The sequence below is a fragment of the Magnetococcales bacterium genome (assembly GCA_015228935.1).
Taxonomy (GTDB): Bacteria; Pseudomonadota; Magnetococcia; order Magnetococcales; family DC0425bin3; genus HA3dbin3.
In genome coordinates, this window is sequence record JADGCO010000067.1 from 1 (window position 1) to 22,227 (window position 22,227).

General features: G+C 53.5%; 18 protein-coding genes. 6 read left to right on the forward strand and 12 right to left on the reverse strand.

What is annotated here, in order from left to right; genetic code table 11:
* Positions 1 to 63: 63 nt before the first annotated feature.
* Genes HQL65_14465 through HQL65_14475 form a run of 3 tightly spaced genes read right to left on the reverse strand, consistent with a single transcriptional unit; the run spans position 64 to position 6,351 of the window.
* On the reverse strand, positions 64 to 399 hold the full coding sequence (locus tag HQL65_14465; GenBank protein ID MBF0137437.1) for an STAS domain-containing protein: 336 nt from the start codon (positions 397 to 399) through the stop codon (positions 64 to 66).
* Positions 400 to 432: 33 nt separating this feature from the next.
* A complete protein-coding gene (locus HQL65_14470; GenBank protein MBF0137438.1) occupies positions 433 to 1,560 on the reverse strand; it encodes a SpoIIE family protein phosphatase in 1,128 nt (375 codons plus the stop codon).
* A gap of 12 nt (positions 1,561 to 1,572) precedes the next feature.
* Positions 1,573 to 6,351: a response regulator gene (locus tag HQL65_14475; GenBank protein MBF0137439.1), complete on the reverse strand. Its 4,779-nt coding sequence runs from the start codon at positions 6,349 to 6,351 to the stop codon at positions 1,573 to 1,575.
* A gap of 233 nt (positions 6,352 to 6,584) precedes the next feature.
* Here HQL65_14475 and HQL65_14480 point away from each other — a divergent pair, with 233 nt between their 5' ends.
* The 6 genes from HQL65_14480 to galE all read left to right on the forward strand — a co-directional run bounded on the left by HQL65_14480 (position 6,585) and on the right by galE (position 13,359).
* The gene (locus HQL65_14480) at positions 6,585 to 7,610 is read left to right on the forward strand and encodes an efflux RND transporter periplasmic adaptor subunit (GenBank protein ID MBF0137440.1); all 1,026 of its coding nucleotides are present in this window, start codon (positions 6,585 to 6,587) and stop codon (positions 7,608 to 7,610) included.
* A 4-nt stretch (positions 7,611 to 7,614) separates the two neighbouring features.
* A complete protein-coding gene (locus HQL65_14485; protein MBF0137441.1) occupies positions 7,615 to 10,689 on the forward strand; it encodes an efflux RND transporter permease subunit in 3,075 nt (1,024 codons plus the stop codon).
* A 10-nt stretch (positions 10,690 to 10,699) separates the two neighbouring features.
* Complete coding sequence (locus HQL65_14490; GenBank protein MBF0137442.1) at positions 10,700 to 11,131, forward strand: nucleotidyl transferase AbiEii/AbiGii toxin family protein; 432 nt, start codon at positions 10,700 to 10,702, stop codon at positions 11,129 to 11,131.
* Between the two features lie 64 nt (positions 11,132 to 11,195).
* Positions 11,196 to 11,489 carry a hypothetical protein gene (locus tag HQL65_14495; protein MBF0137443.1) on the forward strand — a complete coding sequence of 98 codons (294 nt, stop codon included), beginning with the start codon at positions 11,196 to 11,198 and terminating at the stop codon, positions 11,487 to 11,489.
* A gap of 260 nt (positions 11,490 to 11,749) precedes the next feature.
* Positions 11,750 to 12,067: a hypothetical protein gene (locus tag HQL65_14500; protein MBF0137444.1), complete on the forward strand. Its 318-nt coding sequence runs from the start codon at positions 11,750 to 11,752 to the stop codon at positions 12,065 to 12,067.
* Between the two features lie 302 nt (positions 12,068 to 12,369).
* Positions 12,370 to 13,359, forward strand: coding sequence for a UDP-glucose 4-epimerase GalE (galE, locus tag HQL65_14505; protein MBF0137445.1), 990 nt, complete (start codon positions 12,370 to 12,372; stop codon positions 13,357 to 13,359).
* 203 nt (positions 13,360 to 13,562) lie between these two features.
* Here the strand turns inward: galE and HQL65_14510 are convergent, their stop codons facing one another.
* The 9 genes from HQL65_14510 to HQL65_14550 form a co-directional block, all read right to left on the reverse strand.
* The gene (locus tag HQL65_14510; protein ID MBF0137446.1) at positions 13,563 to 14,339 is read right to left on the reverse strand and encodes a formylglycine-generating enzyme family protein; all 777 of its coding nucleotides are present in this window, start codon (positions 14,337 to 14,339) and stop codon (positions 13,563 to 13,565) included.
* 60 nt (positions 14,340 to 14,399) lie between these two features.
* Complete coding sequence (locus HQL65_14515) at positions 14,400 to 16,334, reverse strand: hypothetical protein (GenBank protein MBF0137447.1); 1,935 nt, start codon at positions 16,332 to 16,334, stop codon at positions 14,400 to 14,402.
* An 89-nt stretch (positions 16,335 to 16,423) separates the two neighbouring features.
* Positions 16,424 to 17,410 (reverse strand): glycosyltransferase family 2 protein, encoded by a 987-nt coding sequence (locus tag HQL65_14520; protein ID MBF0137448.1) that lies wholly within the window; start codon positions 17,408 to 17,410, stop codon positions 16,424 to 16,426.
* A complete protein-coding gene (locus HQL65_14525; GenBank protein ID MBF0137449.1) occupies positions 17,400 to 18,350 on the reverse strand; it encodes a class I SAM-dependent methyltransferase in 951 nt (316 codons plus the stop codon). The genes HQL65_14520 and HQL65_14525 overlap by 11 nt, the downstream gene beginning before the upstream one ends.
* The gene (locus HQL65_14530) at positions 18,347 to 19,267 is read right to left on the reverse strand and encodes a 1-deoxy-D-xylulose-5-phosphate synthase (GenBank protein MBF0137450.1); all 921 of its coding nucleotides are present in this window, start codon (positions 19,265 to 19,267) and stop codon (positions 18,347 to 18,349) included. Before HQL65_14530 ends, HQL65_14525 begins: the two co-directional genes overlap by 4 nt.
* Positions 19,264 to 20,073: a transketolase gene (locus HQL65_14535; protein MBF0137451.1), complete on the reverse strand. Its 810-nt coding sequence runs from the start codon at positions 20,071 to 20,073 to the stop codon at positions 19,264 to 19,266. Before HQL65_14535 ends, HQL65_14530 begins: the two co-directional genes overlap by 4 nt.
* A gap of 148 nt (positions 20,074 to 20,221) precedes the next feature.
* Positions 20,222 to 21,001: an SDR family NAD(P)-dependent oxidoreductase gene (locus tag HQL65_14540; GenBank protein ID MBF0137452.1), complete on the reverse strand. Its 780-nt coding sequence runs from the start codon at positions 20,999 to 21,001 to the stop codon at positions 20,222 to 20,224.
* Positions 21,002 to 21,174: 173 nt separating this feature from the next.
* Positions 21,175 to 21,669 carry a ThiF family adenylyltransferase gene (locus HQL65_14545; GenBank protein ID MBF0137453.1) on the reverse strand — a complete coding sequence of 165 codons (495 nt, stop codon included), beginning with the start codon at positions 21,667 to 21,669 and terminating at the stop codon, positions 21,175 to 21,177.
* Positions 21,666 to 22,052, reverse strand: a complete 387-nt coding sequence (locus HQL65_14550) for a hypothetical protein (GenBank protein ID MBF0137454.1) — start codon at positions 22,050 to 22,052, stop codon at positions 21,666 to 21,668. Before HQL65_14550 ends, HQL65_14545 begins: the two co-directional genes overlap by 4 nt.
* Positions 22,053 to 22,227 lie beyond the last annotated feature (175 nt).

Consider the following 22,227-nt stretch of genomic DNA (forward strand, 5'->3'; position numbering starts at 1 on the left):
TTCCTCCTGGACCTCCATCCCAGTTTTTCAAACGTTTTTCAATGGGGGGTCTGAATGGTTACATTAATTGTTATCCACGTTGTTCCTTGATTTCACCACCTTGAAAATACGATGAATATGCGAAACAAGAAATATTTTTTCGACCGTTGGATTGACGTTGACGATGGAAACCTTGATCCGGTTGGGATCGATGTGTGAATTCAAAAGGAGCAGCAGACCGATACCGGAGCTTTCGATCCATTCGGTTTCCTGCATGTCGATCACGATTTGATTGATATCTGGTAAATGTTTTTGATAGCTTTCCCGAAAAGTCTGGGTCATCTCAAAATTCAATTTTTTGGGGCACTGGATGGTCAGTACGCCATTGTCGATGGTGGTTTGCAAGGGTTGCCTGGCCATATGGTTTCCGTGACTCGTCAGATTAATAAAAATTCAGCTTAGGGTGAGTTCCAGCAGAATCATGTCATCGTCCTGGCTTTTATTCTCGCGGAATCCTGCCAGGATTTTCCACATGTCATCAAGTGGCTGGCGATTGTGAACGATCTGCTTGAGGGCTGCGAGGTAACGCGCTTCACCGAATGTTTCTCCGGCGCTATTTTTATGGTCAATGACGCCATCTGTACAGGCAAAAATTTTTATTTCCCGGCTGCCGCTGAAAACGGTGGGTGGTGTGTCGGGTTGGTGCAGCATACCCCGGGGCATGTGACTGGAAGGAATGGCATGTTGATGCTGGCCATCCTGGAAAAGGTGGAGGTCTGGCAGACCACAGTTCCAGACGGAGAGCTGTTTCCGGGTATGGTCCACCTCCAGGAAGGAGCCGGCCATGAACATTTCCGGGGGAAGTTTGTCACAGAGGGCCTGGTTGGTTTCGGCGACGATTTCGGCCATGGGGATTCCCTTGGCAGAGCGGGAATAAAAAATGTCGGCGACGAGAGGGGCGCCGACGGCAGCCAGCAGGCCATGCCCGGCAAAGTCTCCCAGCAGGACATGCTGGACCTGGTCGGGACGGAAGGTGGAGAGAAGAACATCGCCCGTTGTTTGTTGCAGGGGAGACAATAGATAGTGCAGGTTCGTGCCGTCAAATTGCACGGATTGTCGCATCTGGGCGACAATGTTTTCCATGATGCCTCTTTCATATTGCAGTAAATCATTTTGTTGTTGCAACAATTGATTGGCTGTGGCCAGGGCGAGATGGGTCTTGACCCTGGAGATGACCACGGCGGGAGAGAATGGTTTGCTGATATAATCGGCCCCTCCCAGGGCAAATCCCTTGATCTCGGCCTCCGTCTGGCCCATGGCCGTGATGAAGATGACTGGAATGTGTGCTGTATCCGGATCCGATTTCAGATGCTGAATGACGGCAAAGCCGTCCATGCCGGGCATCATGATATCGAGCAGGACGATATCCGGAGGCGATGCGGATTGGGCAATTTTCAGGGCATCCAGGCCGTTGAGGGCGATGCTTCGCTCATAATTGGCCAGGGTTTCGACCAGAATGTCGATATTGGCGGGTTCATCATCCACAATGAGGACACGCTGTTTGCCGGCTGGGTGGGTCATGGGTGGTCGCATTTATTCTTTTTGCAGGGATACATTCAGGATAAGGGCAATCTGATCCAGTTTTTGCATGGCCCCTTCGAAGTCATAACGGCTGAGATGCTTTTCAAGTTCCAGAAAGAGGGGCGATGCCGGGGTCTCTTGCAGGTACTGACGCAGAGAGTTGCGTACCGTTGAGGTTTCAAAGCTGTTTCTGAGAAGCAGGGTAGCCAGTTCCGTCAAGAGTGTCAAAATCCGGGTTGGATCGACGGTTGCACGGGATGTTTCCGGCGGTGCCTTGGTGAGTGGTTCGGAAACGGGCTGTACCACGGCCAGAGCTTGCAGGAGTGTGGCCATGGTTTGATCGAAATGTTCCCTGGCCCGAATTTGTTTCTGGATGTCGTTCTGTTTGAAAGCCGCTTCCAGGTCTGTGGCAGCCTGATGCAGGTCGTTTGCCCCGATGTTTCCAGCCACGCCTTTCAGGGTGTGGGCCAATTGTCGGACCGCTGCCGAATCACCTTGTTCCAGGGCGCTTTGCAGCCTGGAGCCGGTGTTGGCATAATCATCCCGGAAGCGGATCAGCAGGCGCAGATAGACGGGCAGGTTATGGCCCATGCGTTCCAGACCAGCCGACAGATCGACACCCGGCACATCGGGCAGCTCGGCGCTGGACTCATCCTGGCTGATGTCTGGCACGACCATGGGGAGCGTTGCCGGGAAGGACGTATTGGGGGGGAGCGTTGCCGGGGTGGCGGGACGGATCCACTGGGCAATGACCGAGTAGAGCTGTCCGGGATGAATGGGTTTGGCAATATGGGCATTCATGCCGGCGTCCAGACATTTTTGTTGCTCTTCCGGCATGGTGTGGGCCGTCATGGCGATGATGGGCAGTGTGCCGAAGCGGGCATCGGCCCGGAGATGGCGCGTGGCTGAGAATCCGTCCATGACCGGCATCTGGATGTCCATCAGGACACCGTCATAGGGCGTGTTTTGTATCTTGTCGATGGCTTCGGCACCATGCCGGGCATGATCCACCAGGATGCCCACCCGTTCCAACAACTCCTGTGCCACTTGCCGGTTGAAATCATTGTCCTCCACCAGCAGAATGCGGATGGTGCCGATCTGTTGCCGGAACTCGGCCTCGGTGACCAGGATTTGGGACATGTGTTGTTTTTGTAAAGGTTGCTCTCCGAAAATGGTCAAGATGGCATCCAGCAACCGGAAACGGGAGACCGGTTTTTCGAGCAGGGCATCGATGTGAAGATTGAGCGAACGTGCGTGTGCGGCGGCTTTTTCCTGGCTGCACACGCTGAGCAGAATGGATTTGGGCGTGTGGATTGAGGCGGTTTGGGTCTTGAACAGCGTCTGAATGTTTTGGAGTGTGGCCATGCCATCCATCTCCGGCATGATCCAGTCCAGGATGATCAGGTCAAAGGTGGGGACTTCGGCAGGGGTGGATTTCAGGATGGTCAGGGCGGCAGCACCAGAAGCGACCGCATCTGCCGTGAAACCACAAGCGGTCACATGGTTCAGAATGGCTGTGCGGGCCAGGGGGTGGTCATCGACGATCAAAATGTGCAATCGTCGCACGGACTCTGGAAGTTGAATGGGCTTTGGCGGTGACGCCGATTGGCAGGCCATGGGAATGCAGAAGGAAAAAACACTGCCCTTGCCTGGTTCGCTTGTGGCCCATATGCGGCCTGCCATCATGTCCACGAGTCGTTTACTGATGGAGAGTCCCAAACCGGTCCCCCCATATTTTCGGGTGGTGGAACCATCGGCCTGGACGAATGGTTCGAACAGATGTGGCAGTATTTCGGGGTCGATGCCGATGCCGGTGTCGGTTATGGTGAATGTCCATTCTGGCGGAGTCGGGACGTTGAGAGGGGTTTGGCGTGCGGCCATGTCGGCAACCGGCATGTTTTGACGGCTCTGGACTGCGACGGTGATGGAACCTCGTTCCGTAAACTTGATGGCATTCCGGATCAGGTTGATCAGGATTTGTTTCAGGCGCAGGGGATCTCCCAGGATCACCGGGCATGCATCCGGGGGGGTGGCAAGGATCAATTCAAGTTCTTTGGCCGTGGCGAGCTGGTTGAACAGCTCTGCCAAATGATCGAACAGATCATGCAGGTCAAACGGTACCTGTTCCAGTTGCATCCGCCCGGCCTCGATACGGGAAAAATCCAGGATGTCGTTGATGATGGACAACAGGGTGTGGGAGGCGGTTTCGATCCTGCTCAGGTATTGGTAGAGTTTTGGGGGTGGATCTGTCCGCAGGGCCAGGCTGGTCAGGCCGATGATGGCATTCATGGGGGTGCGGATTTCATGGCTCATGTTGGCGATGAAATCGCTTTTGGCCCGGGAGGCCGATTCGGCGATTTTCAGGGAATCTTCCATGATGGCCATGGCCTGTTTGCGCTCGGTGATGTCGTGCAACACGGCGGTGAACAGGGTTTTGTTGCGGATGCGAATGGGGGTGATGGCCACATGCAGGGAGATCACGCTGCCGTCGGCGCACAGACCCGGCAGCTCCACCCACCCGTTCATGGCGGCGCGCCCGGTGCGATTGTAGCGTTCGACACCGGCCCGGTGTCGCTCGCGATATTCGGGCGGAATGATGAAGTCCGTCAAATCCTGGCCGAGCATTTTATTTTGAGTATAACCGAACATTTGCTCGGCAGCCGGGTTGAATTCGATGACCCGCTGGTTGTGGTCCATGATGATGATGGCATCGCGGGCGGCGGCCAGCACGGTGCGCAGAAACGTCTCCCGTTCCACGAGCCGGGCATTGGTTTCGGCCATCTGGAGGGTGTTCTGGCGCAGATTTTCCGCCATCCGATGCCGGGTGATGATCCCGGACAGGGTATTGGCGATGGCGTGCAGGAAATCCTCATCATCGTGTGTGCGGAGATGGTCCGCATCCACGTACAGATTCAGGACGCCCAGGACCTGTTCGTCAGCCAGGATCGGGATGCAATAGTGGGCATGTGGTGCTTCATGGGAAGGCGTGTTTTCCGGATGGTCGGAAAACAACATGATTTTGCTTTGCACGGCACGCTTGCAGAGGCACAGGTCGGCGGGCTGGAAGTCGCAATCATTGACCGACAACTTTTCGGAGAAACCGACCTGAGCCATGAGCTGCAACTGTTCTGTCTCTTCCTCTTCCCCTGCCCGGTCCCCGATCAAAAACACGCACCCTTTCTTCTGGTTGCCGAACCAGGAGGCGGATACGATGTGGCTCAAGGCCTGTTCCAGGATGCGGGGCAGGGGCAGGGTATCCAGGGCGGCCTGCAATATTTGATTGTTGACCTGCAATATGCGCAGCAGATGATCCCGTTGCTGCTCGATCAGCATGCGGTGCGTGATATCCTTGGCAACACAGACAATGGCTGACGCTTCTTCGTTTCTGTCCGGCAAGACGGTACCGGAGAGCAAGACCGTGATTTTTTGTGCGTCACGGGTGCGCAGGGCTGTTTCGAAATTGTGCAGGCCGGGGTGACGCATGGCGATTTGCCGGATCCTGGCAAAGACGGACTCTTCCTGGTTCGCGAAAAACAATGGCTCAATTGACTGGTTGACCAGATCGTTTTCTGCACAGTGCAACAAGTCACAGGCGGCCCGGTTGACCCGCTGAATGATGCCTGTGCCGGAAACAACCAGCAGGGGGTCGCCCATGGAAGCGATGATGCTGTCGGTATAATCCTTGGCTTCGTTCAGGCTGTGCAGGGTCTGCTGGCGTTCCAGGATGGACCTTTGTGTCTGAAATACGTAGAGTGAAATCAACAGCGTGATCAACAAGCCGCTGCCCAGGAACAGCCGTGGATAGATCTGGAATACCCCTTTTTTGATGAAATCCGGATTCGGATAGGCTGTGAACAACCAGGTCCGGTCGGCGACCGGGAGTTTTTTATGAAAATTCCATGTCAGTTCGACCTGTCGATCATGCAGGGCACCGCTTTTCTCGGCATGATATGGCCATGTGCCATGGTGCGAGAGGAGTGGGTGCAGGTTGATATCGGTCGTGTCACGCAATTGGAAATCGATGCCTTTGACGGATGAATCATGCATGGTCAAGGCAACCAGGGTGTCGATCCGGAATACGGCCACAGAGATACCCAGGAAATTATCACGGTTTTTTGGCGTGGCATCCATTTGCTTGTCATGGCGATAGGCAGGGATGAAAAACAGAAAAACGGGCTTCCTGCCCTCGTTCAGGCGTGGCATGCCGGACAGAATGCCGGTCGGATTGCCGGAGGCGATGGCATTGTCGATGGCGGCCCGGAAGTCGGGGCGAGAAGCCATGTCATAACCATGGAGGGTTTGTCTGCCCGTGACTGGTCCGACATGCAGGATGGGAAAATAGGTATCTCTTGGGGCAGCCGGAACGAATTTGTCCTGGTCGGTCTCTTCCGCGATTTTGTAATGCGGAATATGAGTGGCAGCCGAGAGTTCATGATCCGTGCGTTCATGCCGGGAAATTCTGGGCAGCCACAATACATATTGCAATCCGGCATGTTCTTCGAACTGCTTGGGCAACCATGTTTCCAGATTTTTCTGGGAAAAAGGTTCGGGTCTGGTAAAAAAATCATCGATTTCCCAGATGAAATGCACCACCAGGCCGATATTGTTTTCGATGCTTTGGAATTGCAATTGTGCTGACAGTTGAAACTCTTCGAACCTGTTTTTCAGCCGGTTGGTTTCCAAAACCTGGAAAGTCAACCAGGAAAGGATGACGCCGGCAACGACTACCAGCCAGACTACCGGATGGCGTCTGGCAGTGGCCACCACGAGTGGCAAGGGGTTGATCATCATGCTTTCCAATTTGGTTCCGGGTGTTGTATACATGTCGGGTCGGTGTCATCGACGTGTCGAAGCGAGATGATGACGTTTTTTCGACAGGGTGTTTTTTATATCAAATTCCAGAGTGTTGTGTCCATCCCACCGTGAACAATCCGTCCATGTCGATCAGGGCTTCGGGCCAGGTTCCAGTTCTGAGATTTTTGTGGGGCTTTTTTTCCCTTGCCGGTTTTTCGGTGCCGATTTTTGTGCGCCTTTCTCTTGTATTGTCTGTCATTTATTTTCCAGCATCGGTATGGAGTGCGGAAGCGTTGCCGGTCACGGTGCGGCCTTTGGCTGAATTGGTGGTTCATTTGTCCGGGGAGGCCCCGGCTGAGGTGGTGGCCGTCCGGGACAGCCATCTGGCGGCGGAGGTGGCCGGACGGATTCGCGATGTTCTGGTGCAGGTGGGGGATCAGGTGGCTGCCGGGGATCTTCTGGTGGTCCAGGATGATCGATTGCCGAGATTGCGGGCGAGCGAGGCGGAAGGGGGCCTGCGGGAGTTGCAGGCCAATCGGGAGCTGGCCGTCCGCCAGGTGACCCGTGCCCGGACCCTGCGGGAAAAAGGCCAGGCCGCCCTGGAACAATTGGAACGACGGGAAACGGAACTGGCAGTCCTGGAAGCCGGCATCCGCCGCCAGGAGGCGGCTTTGGCGGCGTTGCGGTTGCAGGTGGAACAGTGTCGGATCACGGCCCCGTTTGCCGGTCAGGTGGTGAACCGCGCTGCCCAACCCGGCATGTGGGCGGGGCCGGGAACGCCTCTGCTCCGTCTTGTGGATACCAAAGAAACCCGTGTATCGGCCCAGATGGCAGCCGGGCAGGCCGAACAAATGGACAAGGTTTCCGGCTGGCTTTTTGTGCTGGGTGGCCAACAGATGCCTGTGACACTCCAGGCGTTGCTGCGGGTCGCTTCGGCGACGGCCCGAACCCGGGAGGCCCGTTTCCTGTTCACCGGTGCGTCGCCATCCGTGGGAAGTTCCGGACGCCTGGTGTGGAAGGATGCCCGTCCGCATTTGCCGGCCTGGCTGCTGGTGCGGCGGGGAGAAAAGCTGGGCATGTTTCTGGTCCAAGACAACAAAGGAATGTTTCATGTGCTGCCGGAGGCACAGGAGGGGCGACCGGTGCTTCTGGATGCCGGGTTGCAGATACCCGCAACAGCCATGGTGGTCATCAAGGGCCGTGAAACCCTGACCGATGGTCAGGCAGTCCGGATCAGCAAGGATGCGGTGGAGTGATGGCATGTTGCGTTGGCTGTTGAACAATCATGTCTTTGCCAATCTGACGTTTGGTCTGGTGTTGATCCTGGGGGCGTTTGCCTACACGCTGTTGCCCCGCCAGCAGGATCCCGATATGAATTTCAACTGGATCAACGTGATCACGGCCTTGCCGGGGGCTTCGGCGGCGGATGTCGAAAAGCTGGTGACCGATCCTCTGGAAGCGGCCCTGGAAAAAATCCAGGATGTGCGGTTCGTCATCTCCACCAGCCGGGAGGGACGGTCGAGCATACTGTTGCGTTTTCAGGAGATTGATACGCGCACCTTCGACAAGCGCATGAACGATTTGCGCCGGGAGGTCCGCAACAAGCAACGCGAAATGCCAGCCGAGGTCGAGGATCCCCTGATTTTTGAAATCACCTCCGCCAATGGGTTTCCGGCGGCCATGGTGGTGGTGACCGGACTGGATGGGGGAGAAAATTTGCGGCGGCAGGCCAGACAGGTGCGGCGCGATCTGGAACGTTTGGCCGGGGTGAGTACGGTGGATCCATTGGGTCTTGCAGACCCTGAAATCCAGATCCGGTTTTACCCGGAACGCCTGGTGAGCCTGGGCCTGGATCCGCCAAGTGTGGCCGATACGCTGGCCAGCCGGTTCCGGGATGTTTCAGGTGGTACGGTACGTCTGGGTGATCGCAGCTGGTCGTTGCGGCTGGAAGGGATTGAAAGTGATCCCGAAGCCCTGGCTCAATGGCCCGTGGTCGGTCCAACGGGGGAGATTGCTTTGGGGCAGATTGCCGAAGTGATCCGGGGACGCAAAAAAGCGGATACCCTGGTACACATGGCAGGCAAACCAGGGGTGCTGCTGCCCGTGACCCGGCAACCTGGCACCAACATTCTGGATTTGACCCGTCGCATCAACGAATATGTGGCAGCCCGCAACAAGATGACCCAGGCCACGGGGGTCACTCTCCACCTGGCCGATGATCAGACGCACCTCGTGCAGCGGACCTTGCAGGTCATGGAGAGCAATGCGGTTCTGGGACTGGTTTTGGTGATCGTCACCTCCTGGATTTTTCTGGGCAGCCGGCTGGCGCTGCTGGTGGGTCTGGGTGTCCCCTTTTCCCTGGCTGGTTTTTTCGGCCTGACCTACATGTTTGGCGGTACGATCAACGTCATGTTGCTGTTGGGGGTGGTGATTGCCCTGGGCATGCTGGTGGATGATGCCGTGGTCATCGTGGAAGCCATTTTCGATCGGTTGCAGAGGGGGGTTTCCACCCTGAATGCCTGTCAGGAGGCCATTCGCGAGGTAGCGGCACCGGTGTTGGCCTCGGTGTTGACCACCCAGGCGGCTTTTCTGCCTTTGATGCTGTTGCCGGGCATTCTCGGCATGTTCATGCGGGTGATTCCGTTGGCCGTGGCCACCACCCTGGCCATCAGCCTGGTGGAAGCATTCTGGATGATGCCGACCCATGTGGTGGCCCTGGATGTCGGCAATGCCTCGCCGTCGCGGATCCATCACTGGCGCCTGCGCATGTTGCGGCAGCTCAGGCACCTTTATGGTATCGCCCTGGTGAAGGTGTTGCGTTGGCCAAGGTTTTTCATGTTCTTGACCATATTGCCCATGCTGGTGGCCCTGGGATTGTTGTTTTCCAAACAAATCCGGGTGGATTTTTTTGCGATGGATCCCATGCCGCTGTTCTATGTCAACCTGAAAATGCCCCCGGGAACCCCCCTGGAAGAGACCCTCGCGACGCTGCAAAGTGTCGAAAAACGGGTGCAGGAGGGGTTGCGGCCAGGCGAGGCCCGCTCCCTTGTGATCTATGCCGGGCAAATGTTTACCGAGACTGAACCCCTGTTCGGGGATCGTTATGGACAGGTGCTGGTCTCCCTGGTTCCCGGCCCTGAAGATCGGCGTCAGGTCAAGGCGATTGTGGAGGGCATGCGGACCCAGGTCATGGCCACACCCGGTCCGGCAGAGATCGGTTTCATGATTCTCTCCGGCGGACCACCGGTCACCAAACCCATCGACATCAAGGTCAGGGGGGAAAATGACGACCAGATTCGACCAGCGGTTGCTGCCCTGAAAAAAATTTTGGAGGGCATGCCCGAGGTGCGGGATATTGCGGACAATCATGTCGCCGGGCAGGCGGAACTGGTGTTGCGACCCGATGGGGATGCCGTGCGACGGGCCGGGTTGTCTCCTGCCGGGGTGTTGCGTCTGCCGCGTCTGCTGGGTGATGGCGAGGTGGTGGCCCATCTTCAGGAGGCTGGCGAAAAAGTGGAGGTGCGGGTCATGGCCCGGCCCGGCCTGCTGACCCGTGTGGAAGATATGCTGCGCATCCAAGTGACCCTGCCTGGAGGGGGTGCCATTCCGCTCGGGGAACTCATGACCCATGAAGTGCGTCACGGTGTCGATACGATCCACCATCACAATTTCCGGCGCACCATTGCCGTCCAGGCCGAATTGGACAAGGAAAAGCTGGATATTGTCGCTGCCAATGACCGGATCCGGCAGGAGTGGGAAAGAGTTCAGGATCAATTTCCGGGCGTCAATCTGGATTTTACCGGCATCATGGACGACATTGAAGAGAGCCTGGATTACATCAAGATTTTGTTCCTGTTTGGTCTTGGCCTGATCTACATGATTCTGGGCACCCAGTTTCGGAGTTATTGGCAGCCGTTCATGATTGTGACGACCATTCCCGTGGCGTTCACGGGGGTGATATTTGGTTTGTTGTTCAGCGGGCACCCGTTGAGTCTGTACAGCCTGTATGGCGTGGTGGCCCTGTCGGGCATTGCCGTCAACTCGGCCATTGTCCTGATTTCGGCGGCCAATGATCGGCGGCAGGCGGGGATGGGGGTGGTGCATGCCATCGTTCACGCCAGTCGGCGGCGGTTGGTTCCCATCCTGATCACCACCATGACCACCATTGCCGGTCTCTTTTCCCTGGCGGTGGGCATGGGAGGCCAATCCCTCCTCTGGGGGCCAGTGGCCACGGCCATCGTTTGGGGATTGGGCTTTTCCACGCTGCTGACCTTGTTCATGATCCCGCTGCTCTACAGCTTGTTCATGAGATCCTGGCGTTTCACGAAATCATGAACGAACAATCATGCAGATGCCATGGACGCCACATTTGGAAATTCTTCCCCTGCCGCAACGCATCCTGTGGAATGAATTCGATCAAATACCGGGAGAGTTCATCCTGTACGGCGGCACGGCCATAGCCTTGCATCTGGGTCACCGACAATCCGTTGATTTTGATTTTTTTGGCGAACAGGATTTCAATCCAGATCGTCTTGTGGCGCACCTCCCTTTTTTGCATGATGCGAAAATTGTGCAAAAAGAAGCCAATACGTTGAGCGTGCCGCTTGTTACCCTGAAAGCCCTGAGCTATTTTGATGATGGAAATCTGAGAAATCTCCCAGAGGATCTGAAGCATCGCCTGGTCAAGGCCGTGGCTGCTGTCGATCCTGACCAGTTGCCGTTACTGGTTCCCCGGGAGGGGCATGCGTGTGGTCGTGGCTGGCGATATGATGGATGAACACAAACGAGTCATCAGCGTTGCGAGACGATCATGCAGGTGAGCGTGGCTGGAGGTATGGCGGATGCAGGCGATTCCTTTGACACCGGAGATGGAACGAGTTGCCCGACGCATCATCTGGTTTGAAAAACCGGCCTTGGCTCTGGCGGATCCAATTCGTTTCATGGCCTACGCAATGGCGTATGCCACACCCGAGGATATGAGCATCATTCAACGCCACGTGAGCCATGCAGATTTTTTGGAGGCCATCGATCAGGCTCCGCCAGGCATCATCGATCCGCGATCCTGGGCCTACTGGAATGCAAAAATTGCCGGACGCCATCCGCCGCCTCCGCTGCCGGTACGCACCTTTGGTTGAGGGGGATTCCTGCCACTGCCGGGTCGGAACCCTGATCGTCATGTTCTGGAGAAAAAACAAGTCGAATGAATACAAACTGTTTACGTATTCTGCCGGGGCAGAGGACCTGGAGGGATTACGAGAGGCTACGTCTTGGGGAAGTTCCTCGCAGTTTGCGCTTGTCGCCTCCAGCGTTGATACCTGCTGCTGCATCAAAGGAACATGCATGGGACATTTTGGCGAATGCAGTTGGTCTTTCGTGGGAGGTCTCGACACGTACCGTGGAAACCCCGGTTGAGAAAGTGGTTCTTCGGCGAGAGTTATTGGAACATGTGGTGGAGAAACGGGTCGATATACGCGAGAGCTATGCCAATTACCTTTTACCAACCTTGAAGGATCCGTATAAAGTTTGGCGGGCCAAATATTCGGATGGAGGGATGCGGACGCACTACATCGGTTTGTATCAAGACCATCGAGACATGTTGGTGATTGCGCGGGCCAACCAGGACAGTACGCTGCTGTGGAATTTGATCAGGTGTGGGGAGACGTGGCTGGACAAGAGAAGGGTTGGGGAGTTGTTGTACGGCAAGCAGGGATAGGGCACGAAATCGGCGGGGGGTCCAGCCCGGCAACCCGACACCCGGATGTCGTCCGAGCCTTTCAGCCGACTATCGGGTCCAGGCCCAGTCGGTTTCGCGCCCCCGCCACACGAACAGAATACGGAATCTTGCAGAGGATATGCAAGCATCATGATGTCATTATTTTCCTCACCAATGGATGTCATGGCCAAAAAATGCTTATTTTGGCAATTTGTTTTGCGCAAAACTTCGAAAAAGGGCCGGATGGATCTGGCGAGCTGTCCATCTGACGCAAATGAATCCAAGGTATGGAGTTGTGTATCATGTCGGCAGTCTTGGTGGTGGGTGGCGCAGGATATATCGGCAGTCACGTCTGCAAGGAGTTGGCGCGACGGGGATATCTTCCGGTCACATACGACAGTCTGGTGACCGGTCATCGGGAAGCTGTCCGTTGGGGGCCTTTCGCGCCGGGTGACCTGGCCGACCGGCAGCGCCTCGATGACATACTCGATCACTATCGTCCGGCAACCGTCATGCATTTTGCTGCGTTTACGTTTGTTGGCGAATCCGTTGTCGATCCTGGCAAGTTTTACCGTAACAACGTCGTGGCTTCGCTTGTCTTGCTGGAGGCGATGCGGGAGCATGGCATTCGTAACCTGGTATTTTCCAGTTCCTGTGCCGTGTATGGTCAACCGCAGCAGATACCTCTGGTCGAAAGCCATCCCCGGGACCCTGCCAACCCTTATGGTTTCACAAAATATGTCGTCGAGCAGATGTTGGCGGATTTTGGCCAGGCTCATGGATTGCGTTCGGTGGCCCTGCGCTATTTCAATGCGGCTGGTGCCGATGCCGAACATGAAATCGGTGAATTGCATACCCCTGAAACCCACCTGATTCCTCTGGCCTTGGCAGCGGCCATGGGGCGGGGACCCCCGCTCACCATTCTGGGGACCGATTATCCAACTCCGGACGGCTCTGGCATCCGGGATTATATCCATGTCACGGATTTGGCCGTTGCTCATATTCGGGCCATGGAATTGCTGGAACATGCATCGGGTCCGGGTGCTTTCCGGGCCTATAATCTTGGTGCCGGCGAAGGATATTCCGTCTGGCAAGTGTTGAACATGATCAAGGAAAAGACCGGACTTGAGGTTCCCATTGTGATGGGTTCACGCCGTGCGGGTGACGTGCCACGTCTGATCGGGGATAACACCCTGGCTCGCCGGGATTTGAACTGGGAACCCCAATACAGCTCTCTGACCAATATGGTCACCACAGCCTGGCGCTGGATGCAACAGTGCCGTTGCAGTTGAAAATTCAAAATTTTAGTAACTATTCAGACCCCCTATTTTAGTAAACGTTTGAAAAACTGGGAAGGAGGTCCAGGAGGAAGGGCTGTGCCCTTCCTCTTGGCGGGGTTTGGGGCGGAGCCCCAACAAAGTCTTCCATGTCAAATCCTTTTAATGAAGGGGTTCTGAATGGTTACAAATTTTATTGGCTTTCGGTGCAAATTTTATTATTGAGAAAGAGCCAGGCGGAAACCGATGACCTCTTCACGCAGGAAAGGTCTGGCCAATTTTTGGCTTTGGCAGCCGCAACCTTGGAGATGTCTGGTGTAATTCCATCCACCACCGCGCACGATGTAAAATCCGTCATACCGGACTTTTTGTTTGTCTTTGATCAACCGGTCTTCCATGGTATTTGAGAGGATGATTTTGCCTGCAATTTTGCCAAATATGCGTTCTTCGAGCCATTCCCAGACATTACCGCTCATGTCATGCAGGCCCAGACGATTGGGAGGTTTGGTGCCAACAGCCCGGTGCCCTTCTTTCCAGGGCAGATTGAACCAGGAAATTTCCTGAATGCGCGCTGTCAATTCGGGTTCATTTTTGGGTTCATGCCACTGACAGGCGTATTCCCATTCGGTGACTGTTGGCAGACGGTATTGCCGCTTTGACTTTGTGTTCAAAATGTCGATGAATTTTCGAATGTCAGCCACGGAAACCCGTTCGACAGGGTGGGCATCATGTTTGAAAAGCGAGGGATTGTTGCCCATGATGCGGGTCCATTGGCTTTGGGTCACCTCGGTTTTTCCCAGCCAGAATCCCTGCACGCATTTTCTGGGATGGGGAGGTTCATCGGGATGAAAGCACCCTTCAGGAACCCATACCATCTGGAGATCGGTCAAGAAGGATGGGGTATATTTTTTTTCGGTATTCAGGACAATATTTTGATCGTCTGCCAGGACCGGGAATGGCTGCTGCCAGATCATGACACAAGCAAGCAATGCCATGCTGTATCGGCAGACGGCATGATGTATCGACATGGATTGGATGGAATGCAACATGAGCGTTTACAGGGATCGTGGCATGTGTCTAGCCCGCCAGTAATAAAGAATAAGAGTCAGGGTCATGATGATGGCTCCCCAAAGTGATACCCAGTTGGCAATTTTTTGTCTGAAGGAAATTTTCCAGTCCGGTTGGCCATAGGCAACCAGTTTTTGTAAATTTTCTTTATCGGAACGATGTATGGGTGACAGAAACGGTATGTGATTGACTTCCGGAAAGGCAAGACTGGCGGGGTTGATAAGGTTGAAATGATCGTTTTCGGTATAAAATACAGAATTGTCAGTAATAAATTTGGGTTGTAATCCTCCAGCCGAATATCCAAAAATGGGTTCATACGTATACATGCTGCTTGATCTTTCCTGGAACACATCTGTATCAAAAACCCGACTGACTGAATCAATTTTAAAATCGTTAAATTTATCTTGGATATAATTCCAATCTTGAATAATTGACTCGACGTTCCAGAATCCGCGGTAGCCATATCCCAGGTCATGAGCGTACCAGATTGGAAGAGGCAGGTAGAAGAAATACAATAAAATCCCGGTGAAGGCCATGGACAGGCATTTTTTTCTTTGAACCTGAATGCCCAGGCCATGGTATTTTTTTGCCAGGGCATGAATTCCCAGTACGATCAGGGGGAGTATGAAAGCTGCCGTATAGCGCACAGTCACATGAAGAGATTGCAGGACAGGCAAATGTGTCAACCAGGCATTCAGATACCCCTTGGCGAAGATCATTTCCAGGGTAACCCAGGTGCAGGCGAAAATTGCCACAAGCAGATGCCCGTGACGTTTCCAGATCAGGCTCATTTGTATACGACTCATGGATCGCCAATAACTCAAAGCAAGAACAAGAATATACAGGAGTACGGGTGAGACACCGATATCGGTTTCCCACAGGCCATAGCCACAGCCTGTCGCGGCAATTTCGTGTCCGTCGATGGGAAGGGCCAGAGGCGTTGCCGGGAAACGATCTGGATTGATTACACCAAAGAATTGTTGTACAGGAAGAGGCAAATCCGACTCCTTGGCCCACAGGATGACGGATCTGGGAATGATTGCTGTGATAATCAGAGACACCGGCACATAAAATAATTGGAAAAAAAAGCCTGCAAAGGCATGCAACAGATTGATTGAATAACTTTCATGCCAGATGCGTGGAAAAAAACGCATGAAATGATAGATGGCTGATAATTTTGATATGGTCAGTATAATAGAAAAAGCGCCGCCAAGTAAAACAACTTGCATGGTCCGGAAAAAATTTCTGTTGCGATTTTTATCCAATATATAGGAAATCAGCATGACAAATATACAGGATTGGATCATTAATACGGATATGTAGAACCCTCCACCATAGACCAGATAAGCAGCGATAGTGGCAATGCCGATGGCTCTGGGAATGACGGGCCATTTGTCTTCCAAAAGCAGCAAAGCCAGGAATGGAAGAAGTGTAAAACCAAGAAACGTCCCATGGCCCACACCCGCATGTTGAAGAAGGAAGCCATTTGCACTGAAGATGACTGCGCCAAGGGTGGCGTAAGGTGCCAAAACTGAGACGATTTTTCTTAAAAAAATGTAGCATCCCAAGTGGCCGGCGATGACACTGATGACAATTAACAAATTAAAAGATTTCCATGGATCCATGATGAATAATAACAATTGCGGCAGGGAAAATTGTATATGATGCGGATTTGAATAGGCAGGCAAACCTCCACCAAACGCCGGTGTCCACCATTGAATGCTCAATCCATTTTTAAGATAGTGTATGTGAGTATCCAATAAACGTGGCAGAGAATAACTTAAATCAGAACCAACGTAAGGATAATTGGCGTTTGTGAAGCCGATATACACAACAACAATTAAGGCAACCAGGGCAAGGTTGATCATGAAATATTTTTTGGCAGTCCAATCTATGGGGGCCTTGATCATCGTTTCGGCCACGGGCCTGTTCTGAAACGGGGTCCAGGGGGCTGGCGACCGGACAGGTCCAGGAGAGAGTCCTGGCATTGGTCTAGTTGTATATATTGTGGTCATGAGTCGGCTTTCTCGGATACCATGCCAGGCCAATTCAGGGGATCTTGCCTCTGGTCATTTACGATTGTTCGCAGGACTGGCTGAGGTCGTTTTTTGACCTCTACAAAGAGGCGACCGAGATATTCGGCAATGATTCCCAATGAAATCATGATGACTGAACTGCATCCCAGGATCAGCATTGCCAATGTCATAAATCCATGCGGGGCATCCTTCCCAGACAGGTAGAGCAGGATGAAAACTAAACTCAAAATAATAAGAAACAAGGTAAAAAAGATTGACATGGTTGTAATCATGCGAAGCGGGGCCAGGGAATAGCTCGTGATGGCCTTGTATGCCCACATGAAATAGCTGAGCATGCTTTGCGTGGACTCACCCGCAAAACGTTGGGGGCGAAAGAAGGGGATGCCAACCTGACGAAAGCCGGCAAAGGCCCTCAACCCCCGAATCAGAAGATCCCGTTCCGGGCAAGCCAGGATGACATTCACCACCCTGCGATCCATGAGGGAAAATTCGCCGGCATCCAAGGGAATGTCAATATAGGCCAGTTTCCGAAAAAGGCGGTAGAACAAATAGTAACCAATCCTGCGCACCACATTTTCTGCCCGTTTGGCGCGAATACCATAGACCACTTCGTTGCCTTCCAGCCATTTGATCGCAAAATCACGGATCATTTCGGGCGGATCCTGGATATCCCCGTCCATGATGACCACAGCATCCCCTCGGGCCTGTGCCATGCCGGTGAAAAAGGCAACCTGGGCACCGAAATTGCGGGAATGGGAAATGACGGTGAGGCGGGGATGGGTTTTGACCTTTTGCAGTAAGACCGCTTCGGCGTTGTCGGGACTGGCATCGTTGACATAAATCACCTCCCAGTTGGGTGTGATTGATCCGAGGACACGTTCCAGGCGTTCAAGGAGTTCACTGACACTTCCTTCGTCCTTGTAACAGGCTACGACAACTGAGACCAGCTTGTCAGTCAGCATTGCACACCTCCTTTTTTTGGCCAAAAGCGTAGAGGTTCCCAGCCTGGATTGAAATGGGCATGCGAGCCACTCTTTCGGGTAGAATACGGGAGATGTTGCTGACACCCGGGGCTATCCGCATCCAGTATCGCAGTGGATAGGTATTGGTCAAGGGACCGGATTTGATCATTTCCAGGCCGCATTGATCAAACAGGGTTGCCATGGTACGCAGCGAGAAAAGATAGATATGCTCAATATCGAAGATGGGATTGAAACTGCCTAGCAAGCGTACTCCCAGGCTGGCTACATCATGACAGACCAGGAGTATGAATCCGTGTGGTTCAAGCAGTGTGCAGGCTTCTGTCAATGCTTTGAGTGGATCGCGCAAGTGGTCGAAGACATGGAACCCACACACAAGATCGAAACGGCGATCTCCGGCCAGATCGGGTGCAAAAGGGGCGACAATGATGCGATTTCGCACGGCTGCATCGGCCTGATCCCGGCATTGGACACTGGGTTCGAAGCCAAGGACATTCTGGATGCCCATTTTCAGACAGCGATGCATGAAAAATCCGGTGCTGCAACCAATTTCGCACATGCTGTCGATGTGGGATGCATCGGGACAGGTATGCATCAGTTTTTGCAGCAGGTTGGCATAGGTGTCCGCAGCGCAGGGTGCCTCTTCGGAAAACAGGAATTCACTTTTTTCATACAGATGGTTGATGACTTCTTCAGAGAGGATCGGATCGGAGCGCACCAGCCCGCAGTTCTCACAGATTACAGTACGGTAGTGTTCCCGTTTTCTTTGGCGACGGGCACTGAATGCGTATGGATCCAGTTTGGTCGGATCCAGACGGGCGGGAAAGAGTTCCCGAGCAGGAGCATCCGGGCAAAAGAGACAGGGGATTCCGGTAAAGGTTGGACTGGTCTGGAGTGGTGTGGGTTTGGTATCTTCCATCATGATCTGACTGCCTCTTTAACGATACGCACCAGGGATTCCGGATCCAATCCATGACGTTGCAGCAAAAAAGGGCGTGATCCGATAAGACCTGCTGGCGCCGAACGGATCCCACGGCGTATCAGTCGGCATTTGATCGCATGTTCCGCGATTATTTCTGCAACGATGGATCCCAAACCACCAGCCAAAACATGTTCTTCAACAGTCAGAACAATTGCATGGTTTGCGAGTGTTTTGGTCAAGGTGGCCACAGGTGGAGGATGTGGTATGGCGAGGACCAAAAAGGTGCAGAAAATGCCATCCGCAACGAGTAGTTCCACGGCTTTGCCGACCTCCCGACTTATGGAGCCGGTGGTTACGACCAGAATTTTTTCACCCTGACGCAGAAAACAACAACCGTCAGGTGGAAAACGATCATCCAGACCGGGCAGACGAAACTGGTCATCCTTGCCCAAACGGAAATAGATGGGACCGGGTAAATCCTTGCTGGCACGCAGTGCCAAACGGGCTTGGCCGGCATCTGCCGGAGCGATAATGGTGATGTCCTGGAGGGATCGCAATACGGCAATATCCTCCAGACCGTGGTGGGAGAGACCATCACCGCCGTATTCGAAGCCTCCTCCCGGACCGGCCAGACGGACTGGCAGACGATGCAAAACCGGGCCATTGCGGATGAATTCGAGAGGACGCAGGCAAAGGAATGGAACCATGGAATAGATAAATGGCATGAACCCGGCCTTGGCCAAACCTGTTGCCATGCCGACCATGTTTTGTTCCGCCACGCCCACGTTGAAAAAACGGTCCGGAAATCGTTTTACAAACGATTCTACCAGGGTGAACCCAAGATCGGCGGTCAGCAACAGGATGCGAGGATCCTCAACAGCCATGCCAATCAAAGTGTCGATGAAGACTCCTCTCAAGCTGAGGTCACTCCTTTGGGTTCAATATCAAGCATGGCTTGTTTGAATTCAGCGTCATCCATGGGCCAGTAATGCCATTTGAGACGATTTTCCATGAAAGAGACCCCTTTACCGAGTATGGTGCGTGCCATCACGACCCGGGGTTTGGCATTTTGGGATTTGGGAGCGAGCAGGGCATTTGCCACTGCTTCCTGGTCATGGCCATCCACATCAATGGCTTCCCAGCCGAATGCGCACCAGCGTTCGGACAAATTTTCCATGGTCATGATATCGCATGTACGTCCCATGGCCTGCATGCCATTGAAGTCAACCACGACAGTCAATTCGTTGAGGCGATGATGACCAGCAAACTGGGCCGCTTCCCAGACTGAACCTTCGTTGCACTCGGCGTCGCTCATAAGGGCATAGACCCGGTGCGTCCCTTTTTGCAGACGGATGGCCAGGGCTGCGCCAGTGGCCATGGAAAGCCCTTGCCCCAGCGAGCCGGTGGCGAAATCCACCCCGGGAAGTACGACTTCAGGGTGGGTTCCCAGTGGACTTCCATCGGCTCGGAAGGTTTCCAGTTCCTGTTGGCCAAGTCTACCTTGTAGATGCAATGCAGCATAGAAAGCCAGGGCAGAATGTCCTTTGGAGAGGACAAAACGATCCCGTTTCGGATGATCTGGATGAGGAATACGCAACACCCGGTCGAACAGGGCGGCAATGATATCAGCCACGGAAAGAGCACTGCCAATATGACCCACATGGGCGCGATGAGACTGCTCCAGGATGATGCGACGAATAGCATGACCAGAAATGGATGCCATGGTGATTAAGTAGAACACCCCCCCCCAGGAAAATTTTGATTATCTATCAGGCTATTCGGATGCACTTCACACCCTCTGTTGCATCCTACTCCACATGGTTCGTGTTGACAATAGTCAACAGTTTATTGGCAGCAAAAAAGGGGTTCCATCAGGAACTGGAAAAAAATTGATGCATGATGCGAAAGTACCAACGGTCTGGGAGTACCGGAAATATCCAGCGATAAAAAATACGGTAAGGAAGAGGATAGGTCACTTCTGTGGGTGGGTTGGGGCGCAATATTATGTTCAGCAGGTACATGGCAGCATCACTGTAGGAGGGTTTACGCAACAAGTAATGACCTTGTCCGGGACTTCCCTCAATGCGTCCGAGATGAATGGTGATCACATGGACTTGTTCCCGCCACATTTGGGCCAAAACACGTAGTGTCATGTCCAGGTAAGCCTTGGAAGGACCATAGGCCAAACGCATTTCCACAACAGGGGGCTTTAGTGCATTGATGGAGGAAATTCCTGCCAGAGTTCCTCCAGATGTCAACAACCGCTCCTGAATTCCTTCCAGGAGGTTGCCCAAACCATCCACCCCGACACAATTGACTTGGTGAAACGTGTTGAAATCAATTCTTCTGTCTACATTGACATCCTGTACGGTATTAGCCGCATTGAAAATGACTGTCAAATGTTTCCCAGGGATATTTGCAAGTTCTCTCTGTAAGATTGGTACCAGGTTGCGGTTGCCGATATCCCCGCAAAGATATCTGAAACGTCCGGTGGCAACCCAAGTGGTATAGTCAGGAATTGCTTCAGGCGCAGTACGAGCCACACCAAGCACCCAACACGTTGGGTGATTTTGCAACAATCTCCTCACCATGGCGGCTCCCAATCCCTTGGAACACCCGATTACGGCAACGATCTTTTGCGCATCCGACATCACACACCTTCCTTTACCAGATTACGCCCGTCAGTTGCGTTGATGGGCCATGATCATCCTTTCGGCCATAGGCATGGGCTCCTCGAAAATGGGGTTCATGTGACTGACAATCCATTTTGATTCATTTCGAGGTCGTTTAGGAACGAGATGGACCGTGCCATTATAATTGATTTTCATGGATGGCAAACCGGGCAGTCAGGCTGTTGCCGCAACGGCACAATCCGGCGTTTTCCAGCCCAGGCATCGATGGTTAGCAGTCGGTCCAAAAGGTGACCTTTCTGACCGGTGAGCCAGTATGAGGCTTCCAGGACCATGAGCCAACCCACTTCTCCCACCAGGGAACCCAGGACGCCCTGGTTGCGGCAATTGGGACCTTCTTCCTGGGGGGGTCCACCGAACAGGCAACGCAGACAGGCCGAACGGCCAGGAGCCATGCTCATCACCTGGCCCATGCCACCGGTGGCTCCCCCGTGGACCAGGGGCATGCCCAGGGCCATGGCTGCGTCATTGGCGGCAAAGCGGGTTGGGAAATTGTCCGAACCGTCAGCCAATACGTCATATTCCCGTGCCAAGTCAACGATGGCGGTTGTCTTTTCCAGACGCACCTGCCGGGTTTGGATGATTAAATCCGGGCGACGTGCCATGAGGTGTTTTTCAAGACAGGTCACCTTGGGTTTGTCCAGATCCTGAACGGTAGGTGATTGACTTCCGGAAAGGCAAGACTGGCGGGGTTGACAAAGTTGAAATGATCGTTTTCGGTATAAAATACAGAATTGTCGGTAATGAATTTGGGACGGAATTCTCCAGCCGAGTATCCAAAAACAGCTTCATACATATACATGCTGCTTGATCTTTCCTGGAACACATCTGTATCAAAAACCCGACTGACTGAATCAATTTTAAAATCGTCAAATTTATCTTGCATATAATTCCAATCTTGAATAATCGACTCGACGTTCCAGAATCCGCGGCAGCCATATCCCAGATCATGAGCGTACCGGACTGGAAGAGGCAGGTAGAAAGAATACAATAGAATCCCGGCGAAGGCCATGGAGAGGCATTTTTTCCTCTGAACCTGAATGTCCAGGCCACGGTATTTTTTTGTCAGGGCATGAATTCCCAGGACGATCAGGGGAAGTATGAAAGCGGTCGTATAGCGCACAGTTACATGAACCCATGTTCGTCATCTGTAGTGCAAAATCTGATTTATTTCAATATTTTACTAA

Excerpts from the sequence above, each read along its gene's own strand:
- HQL65_14510 (MBF0137446.1), bottom strand. The coding sequence starts at position 14,339 with ATGGCATTGCTTGCTTGTGTCATGATCTGGCAGCAGCCATTCCCGGTC.
- HQL65_14520 (MBF0137448.1), bottom strand. The coding sequence starts at position 17,410 with ATGCTGACTGACAAGCTGGTCTCAGTTGTCGTAGCCTGTTACAAGGAC.
- HQL65_14490 (MBF0137442.1), top strand. The coding sequence starts at position 10,700 with ATGCAGATGCCATGGACGCCACATTTGGAAATTCTTCCCCTGCCGCAA.
- HQL65_14550 (MBF0137454.1), bottom strand. The coding sequence starts at position 22,052 with ATGGCCTTCGCCGGGATTCTATTGTATTCTTTCTACCTGCCTCTTCCA.
- HQL65_14535 (MBF0137451.1), bottom strand. The coding sequence starts at position 20,073 with ATGGCATCCATTTCTGGTCATGCTATTCGTCGCATCATCCTGGAGCAG.
- HQL65_14485 (MBF0137441.1), top strand. The coding sequence starts at position 7,615 with ATGTTGCGTTGGCTGTTGAACAATCATGTCTTTGCCAATCTGACGTTT.
- galE (MBF0137445.1), top strand. The coding sequence starts at position 12,370 with ATGTCGGCAGTCTTGGTGGTGGGTGGCGCAGGATATATCGGCAGTCAC.
- HQL65_14465 (MBF0137437.1), bottom strand. The coding sequence starts at position 399 with ATGGCCAGGCAACCCTTGCAAACCACCATCGACAATGGCGTACTGACC.
- HQL65_14540 (MBF0137452.1), bottom strand. The coding sequence starts at position 21,001 with ATGTCGGATGCGCAAAAGATCGTTGCCGTAATCGGGTGTTCCAAGGGA.
- HQL65_14495 (MBF0137443.1), top strand. The coding sequence starts at position 11,196 with ATGCAGGCGATTCCTTTGACACCGGAGATGGAACGAGTTGCCCGACGC.
- HQL65_14475 (MBF0137439.1), bottom strand. The coding sequence starts at position 6,351 with ATGATGATCAACCCCTTGCCACTCGTGGTGGCCACTGCCAGACGCCAT.
- HQL65_14470 (MBF0137438.1), bottom strand. The coding sequence starts at position 1,560 with ATGACCCACCCAGCCGGCAAACAGCGTGTCCTCATTGTGGATGATGAA.
- HQL65_14525 (MBF0137449.1), bottom strand. The coding sequence starts at position 18,350 with ATGATGGAAGATACCAAACCCACACCACTCCAGACCAGTCCAACCTTT.